General features: G+C 45.2%; 10 protein-coding genes and 1 pseudogene. 7 read left to right on the top strand and 4 right to left on the bottom strand.

What is annotated here, in order from left to right:
- Positions 1 to 274 precede the first annotated feature (274 nt).
- The 5 genes from ELS82_RS21300 to ELS82_RS21280 all read left to right on the top strand — a co-directional run bounded on the left by ELS82_RS21300 (position 275) and on the right by ELS82_RS21280 (position 4422).
- Entirely contained in the window at positions 275 to 634 is a 360-nt protein-coding gene (locus ELS82_RS21300; RefSeq protein ID WP_134837253.1) for a hypothetical protein, read from the top strand.
- Positions 635 to 1160: 526 nt separating this feature from the next.
- Positions 1161 to 1481, top strand: a complete 321-nt coding sequence (locus ELS82_RS21295) for a hypothetical protein (RefSeq protein ID WP_134837252.1) — start codon at positions 1161 to 1163, stop codon at positions 1479 to 1481.
- The gene (locus ELS82_RS21290; RefSeq protein ID WP_134837251.1) at positions 1471 to 1917 is read left to right on the top strand and encodes a hypothetical protein; all 447 of its coding nucleotides are present in this window, start codon (positions 1471 to 1473) and stop codon (positions 1915 to 1917) included. Before ELS82_RS21295 ends, ELS82_RS21290 begins: the two co-directional genes overlap by 11 nt.
- Before the next feature lie 1097 nt (positions 1918 to 3014).
- The gene (locus ELS82_RS21285) at positions 3015 to 3665 is read left to right on the top strand and encodes a hypothetical protein (RefSeq protein ID WP_134837250.1); all 651 of its coding nucleotides are present in this window, start codon (positions 3015 to 3017) and stop codon (positions 3663 to 3665) included.
- The gene (locus tag ELS82_RS21280; protein ID WP_134837249.1) at positions 3658 to 4422 is read left to right on the top strand and encodes a DUF3307 domain-containing protein; all 765 of its coding nucleotides are present in this window, start codon (positions 3658 to 3660) and stop codon (positions 4420 to 4422) included. The genes ELS82_RS21285 and ELS82_RS21280 overlap by 8 nt, the downstream gene beginning before the upstream one ends.
- A 101-nt stretch (positions 4423 to 4523) precedes the next feature.
- Here the strand turns inward: ELS82_RS21280 and traI are convergent.
- Positions 4524 to 10285: pseudogene (gene traI, locus ELS82_RS21275) on the bottom strand (conjugative transfer relaxase/helicase TraI).
- 451 nt (positions 10286 to 10736) lie between these two features.
- On the opposite strand from traI, the gene ELS82_RS21270 reads away from it, so the two are divergent.
- Complete coding sequence (locus tag ELS82_RS21270) at positions 10737 to 13181, top strand: endo-beta-N-acetylglucosaminidase (protein ID WP_134837248.1); 2445 nt, start codon at positions 10737 to 10739, stop codon at positions 13179 to 13181.
- A gap of 138 nt (positions 13182 to 13319) precedes the next feature.
- On the opposite strand, the gene ELS82_RS21265 is transcribed toward ELS82_RS21270, so the two are convergent.
- Positions 13320 to 15257 (bottom strand): protein-arginine deiminase family protein, encoded by a 1938-nt coding sequence (locus tag ELS82_RS21265; protein WP_134837247.1) that lies wholly within the window; start codon positions 15255 to 15257, stop codon positions 13320 to 13322.
- Positions 15258 to 16130: 873 nt separating this feature from the next.
- Between ELS82_RS21265 and ELS82_RS27015 the strand changes: the two genes are divergently transcribed.
- Complete coding sequence (locus ELS82_RS27015) at positions 16131 to 16328, top strand: GIY-YIG nuclease family protein (protein ID WP_244230840.1); 198 nt, start codon at positions 16131 to 16133, stop codon at positions 16326 to 16328.
- A 294-nt stretch (positions 16329 to 16622) separates the two neighbouring features.
- On the opposite strand, the gene ELS82_RS21255 is transcribed toward ELS82_RS27015, so the two are convergent.
- Positions 16623 to 17873: a hypothetical protein gene (locus tag ELS82_RS21255; RefSeq protein ID WP_134837246.1), complete on the bottom strand. Its 1251-nt coding sequence runs from the start codon at positions 17871 to 17873 to the stop codon at positions 16623 to 16625.
- 1233 nt (positions 17874 to 19106) lie between these two features.
- A partial coding sequence (locus tag ELS82_RS21250; protein ID WP_369333529.1) for a transposase occupies positions 19107 to 19309 on the bottom strand: 203 nt, incomplete at its 5' end.

Genomic DNA, 19309 nt, shown 5'->3' with positions numbered 1-19309 from the left:
TTCAGATTCTCCACTAAAATTTCGGCAAAATGTTAATACATTCTTAATACGATTGTATTAAGAATGTATTAACCCCTTTACTGGCAAGGGCTAGAGAGGCGTTTTGTGCATTTTTGGCAGATTGTTAATACGATTGTATTAACAATCTGTTGAGCCCTTATACAGCAAGGCTTCTGGGCGAATTCGGACTTAAAGTGTATTAACATCTTAATACGATCGTATTGCGATGTTAATACACTATACTCAAGGGAAATGTGGTTGGGAGTGATGAATTATGGGAAGAAGTCGAGTGTTGCAGGCATCAATTAAAGGGAAGCTGGAGAGAGATTTTGATACTTTCCAGGAAAGAGAGAAGCTGACGGAATCGGAAGCAATACGCGAACTGCTTACCTTCGCTCTGAGACTCAAGTTGAACAAACCTGACAATGAGTCGCCTTCGAGCAGAGAGCTACTGGAAGAGATCTATCGTGTTGTAAGGCAATCTTCAGCGATAGGGGATATTACCCACGGACAAACGTTCGATAGCGAGAAGCTATTTAGAGATCAGAAAGAATCAAAACCATTCAGGCAGGAAGTGAAGTCGGACATAGACAATAAAGTCGACTCTTTTCTATCAGGAAAGAAGAGAGACTAACCTCAGCTATCCGGCGCAGGGCTGTATCACCAACTTCTAGAGAGCATGCTGTCTAGTAGCCGTGATCGAGAACCAAACTCTCCGCGTCCACTTTGAACTCAGAAGAAAATGCACGTCGTTGCCGTTTTGTCATTGAACTCCTCACTTGCGGTGGAGACTTGGCCACCTAATGTGGTGTCATGGATCATCAAATCGCTACAGTATCACCCAATAATAAATAATGATTAATTATTATCCTGTCGCTCACTTTCGCACATATTGGTTTAGGGTGTGAGTATAGAGTTTCATTAATTAATGGTGAGTCTATCGGTATGGTCAGCAGCGAACAGAGGACTAGAAAGAGTAATTTTTTGTGCACAATAGCTACCATTTCTTAGATTTTTTCCTCTAGTGCTAGCCAGTTTTTGAGTAAATGGAAACTAAAGTAACAAAGAAAGCCATTGCTGGGTTGGCGGTAGTGTAGTGGTTCAAATACTAATGAGTATGCCGCTTTTACTTGGAGTTTTCTGAATAATAAGGAATTACAATGGCTTGTAATTTTAACGTTAAGTTTGGTTTTGATAGCAAAAGGGCTATCAGAGAGATTCAAGAGAAACAAGACATGGCCAATGTTTTGTCTGGTTTACTTGGTATGTCCGTAATGCTCGACATTTTTGCTCGAAATGGTGTTATTGGTTCGTCATACAAGGTAGTTACTACAGATTTTGAATTGCTAGGTAAATCGATGCATTCTAGTAATCCTATCTTGGTGCGTCAGGTAGAAAATATTGCCTATCGCATGGCTACTCATTCTTCCATAACAGACCAGGAGAGAATGTTTTGGAGGTGTTTATACAATGAAATGTAGTGTTAAAGCGGTATTCGTATCAGCCCTTTTAATGACTTTCTCTCAAGCTGCCTTTTCCAATAGTTATGAGGAATATAAGGTTAAAGTTAAAGAGTGTATTGTAGCAGAAGAGCAAAAAGCACCATTGACTGTCAGTGATATTCGCGATCTTAGCGTTGATGATGTCGAAAAGTATGTATTGTTTCTAAAAGATATTCGAATCCAGCGTTGCTCTGCCAATGAAGAGTTGGCAGCCTTAGCTGACGAAATCAGCTTATCAGAATCGGTGGAGTCCAAGTTGATGGAGCAACGATATTTATCGGTTTACCTGAAAACACAGATGCGTGATTTTTCCTCTGAAGAAAAACTTAAGCTAACTCAGCTAGAGAATCGTCTCCAGCAAAAGGGGCTAGAAGTAAATATGTTGGAAATTGTTGATAAGTTAAAAAATCAATAGTGCCGCTGCGAAAGCTACGATTATTCCCAATAAACCAATACCCCTAACCACTGATGAGGGGTATTTTTCTATGTAGTGAGGAAAGAGACAGAGTAGGTATGAGGCTATAGGGACTCCGATATAGAAGCTACCAATTCTGGAACTATAGGGTAAGTCTAAAAAGCAATTAATTGTAATTGAATACGCGAAATAGAGTAGTGTGATTAACCATTCGTTTCTACCAAACTGCCGATAGTAGAGTACTATCACTATTAAAGGCGAGAAAAGAAGTTCCAAACTATACCTCAGGGCTTAATTAACTCAAAATAATCATACGTCTATGAGAAATAACTCTCTTAGCCAAAAGAACGTTACTACATAATAAACCACAAGTACTAGTGGTATTTGTTGAGTTCATTTTAAGCGGCCTAACTCTTTACACAGAAGATACTAATGTTTTTAAGTTTTCATGTACTCGAGTATTTGCCGTGTTAAAGTCTACTGTCCAAATTTGAAATAGCTTTCCAACCAAAGAATTCGAATCCACGGCATTCGATTATGAGCGGCCTTGTTGCTGGTGGTGAGTTGATAGGTTCCTGGTATCGGATAAAGCGTCATTAGGGGACTGTGTTTCGACTTTCCACTGCTGCGAAGCTCGTCTCGCTCGACATTACCATGGATCCGTTGGGTGGGAGAGGGAATAAAACAACATATACCGGTGCCCCATGGGGGCCGACGAGTTTCTATAAGTATGATCCAATACATAATGCCAACGAAGGAAACTCGGAGAGGAACAAAATAAAGACTCTTCCGTTTGAGTATAAGGATGTTGCTCAGCATGAACCACCAGAGGCTCCTTGTTATGTTCCGCCTTCCGGTCGGCCACCACTTTGTGATCGCAGCGTTTTCTGACATTTGAGTGTGATTGTCGAGCGTACGTTCACGCGTAAATCCCGCTCACGTTAGTGATCACGCGAATAACGCCGAAAAAACATTTCCTGAAATCTCCCACTATCCCGTAAGTGGCTAATATATCTTTATTAGCCATTTTTGGCTAAATTTGAAATATTAGCCAAAAAGGGCTAAATTGATATGAGTTTGCTAAATGGAGCAGGAAAGTGGAGCCTAATTCTAAACCGATTGCGGTGATCAGCGGTGATATTGTTAATTCGACTAAGCTTGCTGCTGCTCAGTTCGAGCAGTTACTGACAAGAACCAAAGAGATCCAGTCATGGATCAGCGCAGGAAACGCATCAAATGCGCACAGTATTCGACGCGGTGACGAGTTCCAGAGCGTGGTGCACGATATCGAAAACGCATTGAGATACACCATCGTTTATCGGGTTGGCATAAAAGCGCTGGGTAAAGAATTTGATTGTCGGATCAGTTTTGCGATCGCAATGAATGCCGATCTACGTGAGTTGGTTTCTGAATCGATGGGGGAAGCTTTTGTGCTTTCTGGCCGAGGACTTAAAGCGTTAAAAAATGACAGGCTGGTTTTTCATTCTGATCGCTGCGAACTCACTGACCATTTTGGCTTACTGATTAAGTATCTCGATCGACAACTTTCTGAACTAACCTCACGTCAATGTGAAGTGATGCTTCCAATGATCCGTAGTCATGAAACTATGTCGATTGGCGAGCTGGCAGAGAAGCTCGACATCGCAACTGCGACCGCCAGCAAGTCCCTTAAAGCGTCGGGTTGGGCGCTGGTTAATGAGCTGAACAATCAATTTATCAACCAAGTAGCGGGCCTCAAGTATGCTTGATTTCTTTGGTGTTCTGATACCATTCTTGCTGATACACATTATTTGCGACTTTTACCTACAACCTAATCAATGGGGAGAGGAGAAGAAAGGGTATACTTACCGTTCTCCGGCACTGTATCTGTATTCACTACTGCACGGTGTCGCGTTAATCGTTCCTGCTGCTCTATTAGGCATAGACTGGTGTTCAGTCATTTACCTGGTTGTCATCGTGACGCTTAGTCATTGCGCCTTTGGACTGTGGAAAGTCGCGACAAAGAAAGCTAACAAGTCCTCCTGTTTTGTAATTGATCAGGCTTTGCATGTCTCGATACTCGCGGTCTTTGCCTTTTATGTGACCGACGGCATTACGATGAATGCCGTATTGCAGCACGAGAAGTTCTCGGATGGTGTATTGGTTGTCTTTGCTTATTTACTTATCCTCAAGCCGTCATCCGTTGTGATTGGCCGACTGTTAAGAAACTATCCGATCGCCAGTTCAGGCAGCGAGTCAGATCCGAATGTGAGTGGTCTTGTCGCAGGTGGTGAGCTGATTGGTTACTTAGAGCGAGTGTTGATCCTGACATTTACCCTGGTAGGAAGTTATGCCGCGGTGGGGTTTGTACTGGCCGCTAAATCAATATTTAGATTTGGTGAGCTGAGTAAATCCAACGACCGGAGTATGACCGAGTATGTGTTGATTGGTTCACTGGTCTCGGTGGTGATCACAACACTTGTCGGTACCCTGGTATCACTGGGATTAGGTTCCGACATTAAGTGAGTCCCCGAAAACATCTGGGCGTGACTGCCAGTCTCATTGAGGCCGTGACTGAAAGCGGCGCCTTCCTCAGGCGCAATGATCAAGGGGAGCGGTCTCTTATCCTATCGCTCTCTGTCGCGGTCTAACTCTTTGCTTGTCTCTTTATTGAAGTCCAGTTCCTGCTGCGAAGAGCGCTCTTTTGGTTCACAGTACTCTAGTCCCTCACGGTCTTTTTCGCGTTGAACCGATGAAACAAGGGGGTCATCGGGAATGTCCGGGCGTTTGATGGTACTGGCGTCAAACTCAACGTCGTGGATTAGACGCTTGTCTTGCCCTTCAAATAACGAAATACAGTCGCTGATTTGCTTAAGCATGTTTTCTTCTGTCACAAAGTGAACCTGACAAGAGGCAAACTTCTCCACAATCTTTTCGATATTATTCGGATTGATGTCCTGATTTTCGCGGGTCAACACAATGATGATGTTTTGTCTGAGCTCATCCGGGCTAAGGTTCTGAATGTCATTCTTATGACTGACATTAACGATGTCGTAGCGGCCCTGGGTGTGTTCGTTGATGATGAACGAGGGCTCAATACCAGTACTGATAATGGTCGTGTTGCGATCCTGCCCCTGATTGAACTGCGTCATGTGTTTGGATTTTGTGCCCAGTACCCTTGGGTTGATGTCCAGAGCATTGGCTTTGTTACCGTGATCATCAAGGTAGGTGATTTCAATGGCCCGGGTCTCACCGCGCTGGTTATGAATATTGGTCAGCATGGCTGGGTGGATCCCACTGTCTTCAGAAGAGTAAACGGCTGGGTGAAAGCGCACATGGGAATGGGACGCGTCTTTAACGCCAAGTTGAGTGAGGTATTGCTCGACCAGTGTGCCTTTTATGTCGAGGCTTTCCTCTAAGTATTGCTTAGCTCTTTGTTCAAACTGAGCGACGCGTCTGGGCGTCGTGTTTATCAGGGTATCGTGATGCCTGTTCTCGATGAGCTGGTAGCGAGCAGGATCGTTTAACAGCTGGTGGGCCTCATTCATCGCTTCTTTGTAGGTGAGCGCCTTAGCACTCATCATCAGGTTAATAAGTGAGCCTTTCTCACCGGTTGTGTAGTCTTTAAAGTAGCCGCGGTATTCTCCGGTCAGGCTGACTTTAATTGCCGACTTACCTGAGCCAAAGGTCAGGTAGTCCTGATCTGACTTCGCATGGTTCGGCTTACCCAATAGCTGCTCTGCCAGACTTTCCGTATAGCGAGGTAACTCGCTGTGGACGCGTTCTCTCAACAGGTTGTAGTCGAAATCGCCATTGTGATCGCGGTAGCGGACGTCTTCATGGAGGAGCGGGGCATCATTGAAGTAGATGGTCGACTGCGGCGGGATCTGTTGCAGGGTTTCAATGGCGCTGGCTTTGTTAACCTCTTTGGAGAGCCAGTTTCTCATCATCTGTTTGGGGTTGTCGGTGTAGAGCCTGATATGCTCACTGGCCCGGGTTAAATCAATGTAAGCCCGTCTCAGATTGGTCAGGGCGCCTTTGCCTTTGATCGAGGTAATGACGTTCTGGTAGGTCGTGCCTTGCGCCATATCGGCGGTCCGGGTATAGGCATAATCCCAGTGCCCGTCTTTTATCTGGGAAGGATCGATGGAGAGGGGGCGACCATCCTTATCCTGGGCCAGGATCGCCTGGTGACTGGCCTCAATAACGTGATGCACGACATTGGCTTTGATGCCACGACTCTTGTCCGTATACCGGGTGACAATCTTGTCCCCGGTTGACAGAGGCACCTGTGAGACGGCAAACAGCGCGGTGAATTTATGATCGCGATGTCTTGGTAAAAAGGCCTGCTCCTTACCGGTGTCCTGGTTTTGTATCATTACCACTCCATGCTCTGAGTCGACCATTGTGATAGTGGCATACTCCCCGGGCCTGGTACTGAGGATAAGGCCTTCCTTATAGGGCATCATGGTTTTGAGTTCTTCACCACTGGCCCCAGTCGAGCGAAGTCGTGGTGCCATGATGTTCTCGGTCCCTAGTTCTTTCAAGCCGATCAGCCCGTGGCGAATATGCTCGCTGATCGCATCACGCTCCTGGTTGGTGTAGGCGATGATAAGCGTGTTTTCTCGGGTTTCCTGAGTTCGGGAGAGGTAATCCTGCGCGACTTCGTAAGGCAGTTTCTCTGTGGCGATCTGCTGCGCCTGGCGTGGATTCTTGGGATTGTCCTCGAATGTTGAAATGACATGCTGGCTTTTTCCTTGTGAGTCAGGAGCCTGCTGACGGAGTTTGTCGAGTGCGCTGTCTGGCTGTTTATCGAGAATGTTATGAATGGCGCCCAGAGTCTCTTTGTTGCGCTGTCGAATGATGTCGGTCATCTGGGCCGAATCAATCAGGCCTTTTGTCATGGCCAGCTCAAAGGGTTTACCCGCACTGAGTGACAAGAGCTGCTCTTTGTCACCCAGCAAGACGGCTTTAGACTGACTCTCAAGGACGAAATCGGTCAACGCTTTCGCCTGCTGATTGCTGACCATGGAGCTTTCATCGAGGAAATACAGAGTGTGTTTGTGCGCCTCTGGCGTGGTTACGCCGCGGCGAACATCCGTCAGTAAACTTTCCAGTGTTTGAGCTTTGATGCCTTTACTTTCCAGCTCGCTGACCGCGGAATGGGTAGGGGCGAGCCCTATGATGCGCTCTGGTGGGGTATGACAGGCGAGGCGGGCCTGTTCAATCAGGGCAATGTTGGACTCAAGCATCGTCGACTTACCGGTACCGGCTAACCCCTGTATGGCGACAAAGCTATCTCGGGTGGTTGAGATCAGGTGAATCGCGTCTTTCTGGCCCTGGGTCAGCCGGGGCTGATCATCGAGGTAGGTCTGCGCCTGTTTTGAACTGGCAAAGGCGTCATGCTGATGTTTGCCTTGCTCAATGTTACTCAGAATGTGCTTTTCTGCCTCAATCGCGCTTTGTGTCGTCCAGCGAGTGCCGTCATTGTACTGCGCTGAGAGAGTATCACTGCGTTTGGCAAGCTCCGATTCAATGTGCGCTTTGGTGACTGGTGTATTGGTCTCTTCGAAGGCGTATCGAACCGCCTCAACGACGAGCGCTTTTTGACTAAACGCGGCCTCTTTTTCTGACAGGTGATTAAGAGCAAAACTGACGGCTTTCTCGTAAGCCGGGCGCTGCTGCTCGGTGGTCAGTATCCGTAAAGCCTGCTCAATGTCTTGTCTGAGTATGGGTTCGGTCGCTTTAGACACATAGTGATCATTGACGGCTTCAGTATGGAGTACGCGTTCGACGGCGGATGCGCGGCTGTCGGCTTTCTCGAGAGCCTGGAGCGCTTTGTCAGGGTGGTCGGTGAAAATGTCGATATGGCGACTGTGTTCCGTCAGATCATTGAGCAGCGCTTTTGAAAGCGTAAAGGCTTTTCCTGACAGCAGGGTGTGGGTTTTTGGCTCAATGTGATGAGCGCAATGTACGTAGTCATAGCTTAGGGGGGCGTCCTTGAGAGAGTCTCGCGGCCACTCTGTCGGCTGGCCTTGTGCATTGGTTACCGTCAGTGATTCACTGTTGATGGCTGTGACATTGTAACGTTGACCGGCTTCGATCCCACTGGGGAAGTGCTTGCCGGTGGCGATGAGGCGTTCGCCTTGTGAGATCTCAAGACAGTTCGGTTTGAATACCTGCATGTTCATCGACTTAAACGCTTTGGAGCAAGGATCGAAGGTGTGCGTTTTACCGTCTGCCTTGCCCAAGGCTTCTATGGTGTTAGCGCCTTTATCCACACTGGCTATCACAAAATCCAACGGCTTTTCTTCTTGCCAGCTACGGAGCATCATGCCCGGTTTGTAATGTCTCACCAGCTCTTGCTGCGGCTTGGAGAGGTAGTGCGCCTGTTGGGTGATCAGGGCAACGCCAGTGCGGGAGAGCTGGCCATCGTTTCTTAGTGTCGCCCGGATCTCATCAGTTAAACGTCGTTGCTCAACCCGGGAGGTGGCGAGCACCTGACAGTTGGTTTTGTCCGGCAAGTCGGCATAGCATCGAGCCACAGTGTGCGTGTCTTGGTGATGCAGGCGCACCTGGCTGTCGCCCTGTTTCGCATTGACCCAGCGATGCTGAGCGACGTTGCCTTTGCGATAAAGCGTGAGCGCATCGTGCGCTTTCAATCCCTGCCGGCTTGAAATGCGATTAAGCAAAATGACTTTGCTGTTTGTTTGCCGGGCTTTCTCACTCAATGCGATCAACTCATCGGCGCTCATTTTATTGGCGCTGTCGACCAGCAGAATGTCTTTATTGGTTAGAGGCGGCTCTGAATGAAGCAATCCATGTAGGGTATGGCGCTGCTCTTTATGAAATAGGTGTTTTAGCCAGGTGGAAAGTGTATAGCTGTCTCTGGCGATCTTGCGCTGGCTTATCTGGCGGTCTTTAGCGCTTTGGGAAATCAACTGAACCCGTTTGTCACTGTGGTTGCCCGTGTTGAGTAAGTGTTGAGCAATGCGCTCGCAGGAGCCGTAGACGTCGACTACATGGAACTGCTTAGTGGAGGCGTAGATCCCTGCCACGGTTTGTCGCTGGCTCTGGTTGATCTTAAGCCCAGCCAGAGTGGCGTCATTGACAGTGGTTCGCATGTGATGACTGCGACTTTGAGTGATGGCCATTAAGGCTTTTTCAGTTTGCAGCATCGCTTTAGTGGTGTATTGGCCTCGGTGTGCCAGTGGCAGCAGTTTTCCTTCCCGTATCCATTGATCGGCGACCTGTTTTAAGTCGATGGCGTTGGCTTGTTGCGCTCCCTTAGTAAAATCAGTAGCGGCGATTTCGATCACTTTCTCAAGGTTGAACGACGTTGAGTACTGACCTAGGTGAGCGACTGCCCGGGAAAATGCCTCGAGCGCTTGATGTTTGGTATCGTGGTTGTTTTTTGGAAGCTTCAGACAGTGGTTGACTAATCCGGAGGGATCATAGCCCAGGTCTGTGACGGTGTGTTGCCACTGGTGATTGAGGTTGGCATCACTGTGATAGGTTTTGCCTGGCCGAGTATCGAGAGCTGCGGCATCTTTGGCTGCTCGCGAATCATAGCCTAAATCGAGAAGTTGCTGGTCAATCTGTTGTTTACGGGTTGAGAACGCTTTGTTCAATTTGTCGGGTATACCATCGATATCAAACTGAGCGTTACCCAGGCCTTTTTCCTTGTAACCAAGCTGCTGAGACTCTTTGGCAAGCTGGCTTTGGTAAAGCGCGCCGTAGTACTTCTGAAAGTGATAAATGCGCTCGCCACTGCCGTTAATGACACCGCCTTGCTGTTTGAGGCAGGAGGCTAGGGCTCGGAGCTCGCCTTGCTGATCGCGAGTCATGTTGGCGGCCAGGGATGGGAGTGCACTTGTGGGTCATTATTACGACTGGTTTTATGCCGTACGACAGCGAAGATCATCGAATCGGTGTTGTCGTAGGTTTGCACGCCTTTTTCATGGGTGGCTTTGACTTGCGCAATGTCTTTCTCCAGCTCAGAAAGCGCGAATTTCACGGCGTTATCGTGGGCGTCTATCAAGCGGGTATCACCGCCGACTAACGCAAGTATGCTGGCGTTTTTGGGGGCAGAAAAGGTGAGGTCGAAGCCCGATCTGTGATGCTCGCGCCTGCCTTTGATGGTCTCGCCATTGAGGGTACCGGAGAGAACCGTTTGCAGTGTTTTTTCATCAACAGCTTGATTGAGCAATCCCGCTTCTTTAGCAAGCTTGCCATACCAAAAGGTGTGCTCTCCCTGGCTTTGTTCTTTGAGGTAATAGCTTTCTCCTTGTTGCTCCAGTGACATGTCCGGAAGAGCGTTTGGGTTTTCTTCAGTTAGGTAATATTTGCTGGCGTTAGAGGCCGACTTTAAGGGACTAATGGACATCATAGTGGTGTTTCCTTATCAGGGACACCAAGAGTAGGGACGTACTGGCGTGCGCACGGCTGCGCTCAAGCGTCAGTGAGTATGGAATACATACTCACGAATTACTCTTGGTGTGGGTTAGAGGAGGTGATGGGTTGGCTTCGATGAGCAAAAGCGGATGACATCAAGGGATATCTCGGAGCATTTACCTGCGGATGACCGATACTAGGAACAAGTGTTGAATAGAATTTACGGACGCGGAACTCATTTCCTAATGAACTTGTGTATATGGTTTGATTGCTGGGAGCTCTATTTTTATAACGGCACCTGTTTGGTTCGTCCTACGCATGTCATCGCACTTAGCATCGGCAATAGATGCATGAAATCTCTTTGATGCTTTTTAATAACTAATTATTAATTATCTTAATGGGCAACGAGTTTCAGTGAGCCTGGTGCTACCTTTGGTGAGATATACATGTACGCAGTGTCGAATGCTGAGGATAGGGGGGCCTGCCGGATGATGGAAAACTCAAATTTAAAACGAACCTGGACGTGGTATGTGAATAAACCGGGGGACGGAAAACCTGAGATCCCACCAGTTGAAGACTGGGATCCCTCCGCCAATTTTGAGGCATACCTGTCTAAATCTACGGAACCTCTGAAAACCGACCTTAAATATCAGTGGGATAAGCCACATCATCATGCGCCAGTCAGCCAAGATAAATATTTGATCGCCGCGATGAGAGGCACTGAAGCCAGTATTCCGGCCAACCATTATGACCGTCCGATGATGCGATTTGACCACTGGGAGTACATTCGCAAGTTTATCTTTTTTGGTGGCTCATACGGAGAAGGAAATGTGCTTGCGCCAGATCCATTACTGATCACCCAAGCGCACCAAACAGGCGTCAAAATCTATGGGTGCGTTTTTTTGGCGCCTGGTGAATACGGAGGACGTTTTTCTGATGTCCAGGCGCTGGTGGGCAACAACAATCATGTGCTCAAGCAATTGGATAGTATCGCTCAGTATCTCAATTTTGAAGGGTGGCTAATCAACCTTGAATCCCCCGTGATTGGAAATGAACACCTTGTCGGACCTATCGTTGAAAGCATAAACCAGTTTATTCGTCAGGCAAACCGCGAATATCTGTGTTATGTCCCTTCCCACAACAACCCGTTTTCAAAGGTCAAAAACGTCTTCACCGATAGAGAGATGTTAATGATGGGAGGCGCCTATAATAGTCGGTTCGACGATGTCAGCGTATGGTGGCTCGACAGATATTATAAAAATGTGCCTTACCTTTTTGATACGCTTTATCCGTTGTGGCGATTGTTAGAAGACGGTTTATATGTTCGGGATAAAGACCGGTCCTGTTACGGCGCCTATCGGGCTATCAAGCATTTCTTTGATGGGGTCACGCAACCGGGGGGACATGTGTGGAAAGGCATATCTTACTACACGAAAAAGGGTCCCTATCAAAGTAAAGAATTTAAACACTGTACCTACTCAGCGTTTCACAGCGCGATACATGTCAGCAGGTATGCCTATCTCGAGTGTCAGGAGGGATGGCGTAGCGAAAATCCCTTATCACTGACAGATGGCAACCGCTCGGAAGGCAGTGCCATTCAGATCCATGGTGATTACCTTCAGATTGACCTTATCCATGACACGCCTATTTATGAAATACAGTGTTGGCGGGATGGACGAAATACCAAAATCTATCAGAGTGTTGTCATCATGACCGCTAAGGAGAAAACCTTTAAGAACCCGCATATCTTGTTTAACAACGACCATGAGGATCATTTTCACTTTGGTCCGGGAAAAGACGAACTCTATACCGAAACTGAAGCCGGGCTGCATTTATACAAGCAAGATATCGCGGGAAACCCCTTGGTGATTTCGGATGGACGCTATGTCCGTATATACTCGAAGGGCAGCAACATCGATGAAAAAAACATGATGGTGCAAGTTGATATCAAATGTGACCGTACATTTGCTCAGCGCTTTCGAAGTATTAACGCTGCGCGTGGCCGGCAAACCACCACCGGGGGGCCAAACGCCACCCATTTAGAGCGCGTCACCGATGGCATTATCGACAGTCATCAATATGCCGATCTTGGTGATAGGGAAAAAGCAATAACGCTGGATGTGGGTGGTATCAAAGAGATTAATAGAATACATATCTGGCGCTATTTTGCCGATCAGCGTCGGTATAACGCCATTGTTATCCTGGTATCTGAAGGCGACAACTTTGACCCAGACCATACCACCATTGTCTATAACAATGACAAAACAAATTATTTCGGCTTCGGAGTCGGTACAGACCCTCTCTTTGCAGAGAGTCCTGATGGGCAAGAGATTGATTTTCACCAGCGATTGAGTGGAAGCCACATTCGCTTGTATTCCAATGGATCAAACGTAAACGCTTTTAACCACTATGTTGAAGTCGAGGTTTATGTGCCCGAGTTGATCTCTCAGCAGAACCTTGCGAGCGGTCTGATCCCTTCAGGGTCGACGACAATAAGAAACGGAAAAGTGGCCACCGACGGAAGTCTGGACAGCCACAGCCACCTTACCTTAGGGGATGGACTGCAATATTTAGAGTTCGATTTTGGACAGCAGAGAACACTAACATCAATAAGATTATGGCACTACTACCAAGATTCGCGTCGATATCACGATGTGGTGATCTTACTGGCTAACCAGGCTGACTTCAGCGACGCTTATACGGTGTATAACAACGATACCGATAATTCATCTGGGCTGGGAGGTGGCCTGGATGCGGAATACAACGAAACATCGCAAGGCCTTTTCGTTGACTTTATGCCTGAACAATATCGCTATGTGCGTTTCTATAGCAAAGGCTCGAGCGTTAACCAAGGCAACCACTATGTTGAAGTGAGAATTTATGGTACGTAATAACTCACGTATTCGCTACTGCTCTTGATGGGGGAAGTGTACTGATGATGCGAATGACGTCATTTCCTTACACAATACTAATCAAATTCATCAGGTTATAGATGACAGCCTTTCCACTGACAGGTTGATTGGCCGTTTTCAGATGTCATACCCTCCATCAGGCTTCAAGGACCACCAAGTTTTATGACTAAACGGTTTTCGCTGAACATTTGTACCACAATGCACCTCACCACCCAATAAGTGATATGAATACCAATCCTCGATGAATACAACATCTCGTTGTGGAACCGCATTTTTGAAGGCCTTTTCAAAAGCACATTCTCCGTCTACAAGAGGCCCATGCGGCTTTGGAACCATGCTGACATGATTAATAACAAGGTGATTAATCATGTTTGGAAAGTATGCTGATGTTCGGTTGGCTCCTGTGGGATGAAAAAGAACGGGTATTTGAATCACGTGTTCATCACCAACCCCTAACTCGCGCTTAATGATAGAGGTATTGGTATCTATAATATCTTGATACCCATGGTTTCCCTGCCAAAATTCCTCATCATTTAATAGCTCATCTACCTTCTTTTCAGCCGATTCACGCCCTTTAGGACCACTACGTTTCAATCCCTCAAACATGATAGCGTTGCCTTGGCCATTCAACGATAATCTTTCCAGAATCGCCTTAGCTCTTCGCGGAGAGGCGACAAGCACTTGAAACCCAATGTCATTGACCGAGGGCACAAAGCTAAAAATTTCGTCTACATGCCCAACACTCAACCAGTCGGTATAAATTTCAAAAGGAGATTGGACTTTCTGAGAATATAAGAAGTTCCTCAATTGAGGCATCATTTTCCTATAGTCGACAGAGTAATCTCCATATTTCTTACCACCAAATACAATTCTTCCGAACGGATACTCCCTTCCATTCACCGATACGGGGGGACTGACTTCAAGGTTGCCAAATGAATCTAGTGAACCCGGATTACTTCCACCAAGTTGAAAATGACCAAAATCTTCACCCAATAGTTTTTTCTCAGGAAATCCGTCTAGCCCTCTGTCTCTGGGGCTATCCATAACCACGGGCAAGATGTGACTTGGTGCTTGAACATACCCAAATTCAACTTCATCTTGAATCCATCTATCTCCAAGGTGATCTTGTGGTTCAATTATTGTTAAAGGAATATTTATATTATTTAAAGCCTTAGTGAGGCCTTCAAGGAATTTTTCATTGCTACTTCCCTCATCCACTATCCTGCACGCAAATACGCGCTCAGGGGGAAGCGTGTTTGGAGTCATAATCCATGGAGCAACCCTAAAAACTGCGGCGTCAATAGACATGACGAATTGACCTTTAACTAACAGCAGTTCTAAAGTGATTAACCCCTCAAAATTTTCGCTGGGGTACTCGTGCGCTTCAAGGTATAGATTTTCGCCCTTCGGAGAAAGGGGAGGAGATTCGATCAAGGTTTTCTTTTCCCCTGAAGGGTCTAAGCCTAAAATTCTTTCATATTTGCCAGTGCTGGACTCTTTATACACGGTAAATCTTGGTGCAGCAGCTTCAGTTGATGCCAAAATTAGGGAGAAACCTTCTGGGAATTCGTCTAGCTGTGTATTTTCCACTACTAATTTTGCCCATTCTGAATGATACCTACCAGATGGGTCATGCTCCTCTGTTTCTAGGTCATTATTAACTAAGACCACAGCACCTCTTTGATTACTCCCCCAAACCCAATTATCGTTGGCCGTGTCGATTAGGTCTATATCGCCATCGCGATCACTATCATTTCTTAAAGAGACGCAACATACGGCGACATTAATTTCAATTTTATCTATTTCCTGACCATTATTGTCTACATGAATGAGTGTGGCTTTATTTTCTCCGAACTCTAGAGGTTTGACGCGAATTAATCCTTCAAAAGCTAAAGGGGCGTGTACTGGGGTATTTAACGCAAACTCTTTCCATTCATTACTTTCTACATGAAAGAGTTTAATGCCATGAGCACTTTCAAGTACTAAAGCTCCTATCTGGATACTAAAGTTAACTCTTACGTCTTCTCTTTTCGAAATAAAGTGGTTAGATTCCATTTTTATAACCTCACTATGTTTTACAATCTCTATTACGGCCTGGATCCCCCGAGAATAAGATCTTTAGTAAGTCGTTAATTGAGATATACTGACGATACTGAGTATCTAAAACAACTAACTAACAATTAGTTATTCCATTATTAAGAGCTGCAGTAATTTATATGTTGGCGATTTGACCAAAGAGACAAAAATTCTCATTGAGTTTCTGAACAACAGAACGTTCAAACGATACAAAGGGAGCTGCACCTCTTCAACCGCAGCCTCTTTCTCTGACTATGGAATACATACTCACAATTCACTCTTGGTGTGGGTTAGGGGAGGCGATGGGTTGGCTTCGATGGGCAGAAGCGAATGATATTGGGTGTTATCAATAATGACTCTGAGAGAGAGGTTGCTTTCGGTTTGATTGGAGGTGATAAACGATGCGTTACCTTTGGTGTATAGCTGCTATATAATCCACGCCTTTATTTATCTTTAGAGAAAAATCAGTGCGTGCAGAACCCCAAAAAATGTACGAAGAAAGTGGGCTAGCGAGATAGTTTGATATTCGTGTTGAGCAAGATTACCCATAGCGCAATTATTCGGCCATTCGTATAAAGCAAAAACGCGTCTAGACTCCGGTCTCTTGAGTTATGGGAAAATACCCAAGGGTGCTTTTTCCGCATCTATCATGGTGATGTTCCCGCTGCGATTAAAGCGGAGCTGGAGTCTTACCCACTCCATAAAAGAAGCGCGAAATACTATTAAGATTTTGACGGTGATGGAGAAATAATTTTCGATTACTTTTGCGCGCTTTTTCAAGCGAAACAACCAAAGAGATCGCGAGATCAAAATAAAATCTACACAAGTAATAGTGCGTATGAAGGCCTGGCTTTGCCTGATGGGCATACTTCAGATACCGATGTCTTGGGGATTGAGTTTACCTGGAAAGAGAGCATCGCAATTTCTGAAGATGAGTCGCCAGATAACGAACTTAAAAAGGTATTGTCTCAACCTGGAGTCTACCTGCAGAGGTCAAGTGATGGCACTTCTCGCTATGTTGGTTCTGCATACAGCTGTGGGGGATCTTGAGCCGATGGCTAAAACACCTCAATAGCAATGGTGATGCAAAACATCTCAATCTGTATGTGCTGGAGAATGGGTATAATAACTTGGTATTTACTGCTCTCGAGCCTACCAATGAAAGCTTGGGTCTCAAAGCCGAATGCCGCTGGAAGCAAACATTAGGGACCAAAAGCACTGGTCTCTATGACAGTGTTAGGTTAAATCGTAATTAAGTGAGTTAACCCGTTGAAACCCAGTCATGACATTGTGTTCATGGCTGGGGTAACACGATTTGAGGCATCGTAGAGCGAACCATAGTGGTTACGATGTTTTACTTGCTATACGTTTTTCAGATGGCGGAAAATAAGAAATTGAGTCAATTAGAATATCCAAGAGGATATCGTAACTATCACCAAATACGGCTTTCCAGTCAGACAAATTGTCGTCTAAATGACTATAAACAGAATACCAGTCACCGTATGATTTAATGGTTAACATGGTCTCATATTGCTTCTCTCCAACAGGATCTTGCTTCGTTCGATATATCGGACCGAGTTTGCTGAAGTTTTCTCTCCTGAGCTCAAGAGCTCCTTGCTTAATCTTAAGTATCACGGGATACAACATACTCTCTGTATCACATGATAAGCTTTTCATGAACTCAATATCGTAGTGTTCATTTCCTCGGATAATGGCGTAAGACTCGTGAGAGAAGCTTCGATTCTCCGGCTTAATCATCATTTTTCCTTCGACCTTAATCGAGCTATTGAGCCACCATGCACTGGCTCTTAGCTCAGCTGATGGAGTGACACTTAAAGGAATTTTGCACATTTCCAAGATTGCACCTTGTCCAAAGCCGTCTAAATAATCGCTCATTTCATCATACACTTTTTCACTTAAGAGCGTTTTGAAGATTTGTTTAAGGTCACTACTTACTTGCTTGACTTGTCGGTCGACAAAATCGACATTTCTTGGGTCCACGACTGCTGCCATACCTCGATCAATATCGTCTGCAAATACAAACCCTTTTACGTTTTCTCCTAGAAATTCAGCCGTTACGATATAAAAGTCCTGATTGGGATCCATACCAATCACTTTTAGTTTTTCATTAACCTTTGGGTTGGTTGAAGACATGAAAATGGCATTTCGTGATGTCGTGCCTTGAGAACGATAGTCGGTCACTTGCTCTAGGTTCGCTCGTTTATAGATTTCAATTTCAGTTCGGGGAAAGACATATTCACCTGAATACATAGATGCACTGTATAAAGTTTCTTGCAATACATACCCTGATTTACCTAAGTTCGTATTTACTTGGTAGTAGCATTGCGGGATAGGGGGTCTTCCTTGCCGCTTTTTGTAATAAATCGTTTGCTTACCAAGCAGTTTTACAACAGCGCCTGATGGAAGGTAGGAAGAGACACGGGCATGACCGTCAACTAAAGTCACCATGAAAGTACCTTTATCGACAACATGATTTTCCTTAGGTATTAGTGAGTTATCACACTCGCGAGCCTGAACGCTACCAGCCAATAGCAGAAATAGTAGAATCCCTTTTAGTTTTAGGCCTAAATTCATAACGACTTTATCTCCATAACTGAGCGTTTTATAACGTGCTATTGTGAAACAAGTTGTCAAATATAGATATAAATGAAAAGTTCGAGATTCAAGGGTGTGATCAAATCAGAAAATCTAACATAAATACCACACTCATTAGCTATTTGGTTGGGTACGTCTGAGCGAGAAGGCGCCGAGTGTAATTGATCTTTAGTCCTCTAAGATTGTTGTACTTTTTCCTTATTTTTCTTTGCGTTAGCTCACATTGTGAAGCAACGCATTTGCGAATACAATAAGATGATATGCACGCTCGCACACCAAAGTGGTATGATATACTGAAAAGCCTGTCTAAAATAAGGTTTGTATGTTGTTTCAAGAAGAATCAACGCAGTGACAAGATATCGCTTGGTTTTCTAGAAATTGATTAATATGCGATATCGTACATGAGATTTCCTGAAACTATCTCTGGTGATTTAGATTTTGTAGAAATAGTGGAGTAGTCGTTGTTTTGTTTTTTTTCTGATCGAGAAGGTATGACAAAGGAATCCTTGGAAGTTCAATTTAATAGTCATAACGCAGATCTTTTGTACGGTTTACTAGCCAGTAATCAATTTGGCCATTTATTCAAATACATACTATTTGAAAATCGCTCAGCTTAAGGTGTTATCTCATTCAAATGAAAATCAATCCCTCAATCATGAGTAACTAATAATTTAATATAAGGCACATTTATGAAGTTTATTGATAGATCTAAAGTTCCCGTCCCTGAGGTATTTAAGTCAAATAGATACTTTAGAGCTAAGGAAAAGATGGAATCTTTTTTTAAACATGATTATAAGCAAAGTAGATTCGAGTTTGACGCCTCTGTATGGCTGAGAGCGAGAGAGGATATCATAAATCTATTTGATCGAAAGTGTGCGTATTGTGAATCACCTATTGGGCATACATCTACTGGGATTATTGAGCATTTTAGGCCTAAATCCACGGTCATCGACTTAGATGGAACGCAGAGTGATGGTTATTGGTGGTTGTCATATGAATGGAATAACTTATATTTGTCGTGCGATGTTTGCAATAGGCATAAAAGAAATAAATTCCCAGTTGATGGAAAAAGAGCTAGAAACAATGAATCACTTTCAAGTGAGAGTTATTTACTAGTCGACCCATGTAGGAAAGAAGATGTTCTATCAGCGGGTTTCTACTATGACAATAAAGGTCGTATTTTTTCCAGGGCGCGAGCATACTTTGTTCAATTTATAGCCCAAAGAATACTCGTGCTCTGTAATCGTCGCACCAACCCGCTTTTTTTAGCTTTTGCCTTTGACTTGGAGCACCACACTCACATTGCTTGAGCATGTTCATGACGAAGCGTCTAAACAAAGCAATATTCTCCACCGCTCCATCTAAACAGATCCGTGAACTGTCTTCTTTAAAAACAACATCTAAAACATAGTGTT

It is taken from the genome of Vibrio ouci (assembly GCF_004551525.1).
GTDB classification, from domain to species: Bacteria; Pseudomonadota; Gammaproteobacteria; order Enterobacterales; family Vibrionaceae; genus Vibrio; species Vibrio ouci.
The sequence above is the reverse complement of the archived record's forward strand: the minus strand, read 5'-3'. Positions and strand labels throughout refer to the sequence as shown.

What these genes read in the sequence shown, in the direction of transcription:
- ELS82_RS21300 (WP_134837253.1), top strand. Translation starts at nt 275, where the DNA reads ATGGGAAGAAGTCGAGTGTTGCAGGCATCAATTAAAGGGAAGCTGGAG.
- ELS82_RS21270 (WP_134837248.1), top strand. Translation starts at nt 10,737, where the DNA reads ATGTACGCAGTGTCGAATGCTGAGGATAGGGGGGCCTGCCGGATGATG.
- ELS82_RS21255 (WP_134837246.1), bottom strand. Translation starts at nt 17,873, where the DNA reads ATGAATTTAGGCCTAAAACTAAAAGGGATTCTACTATTTCTGCTATTG.
- ELS82_RS21280 (WP_134837249.1), top strand. Translation starts at nt 3,658, where the DNA reads ATGCTTGATTTCTTTGGTGTTCTGATACCATTCTTGCTGATACACATT.
- ELS82_RS21265 (WP_134837247.1), bottom strand. Translation starts at nt 15,257, where the DNA reads ATGGAATCTAACCACTTTATTTCGAAAAGAGAAGACGTAAGAGTTAAC.
- ELS82_RS21290 (WP_134837251.1), top strand. Translation starts at nt 1,471, where the DNA reads ATGAAATGTAGTGTTAAAGCGGTATTCGTATCAGCCCTTTTAATGACT.
- ELS82_RS21295 (WP_134837252.1), top strand. Translation starts at nt 1,161, where the DNA reads ATGGCTTGTAATTTTAACGTTAAGTTTGGTTTTGATAGCAAAAGGGCT.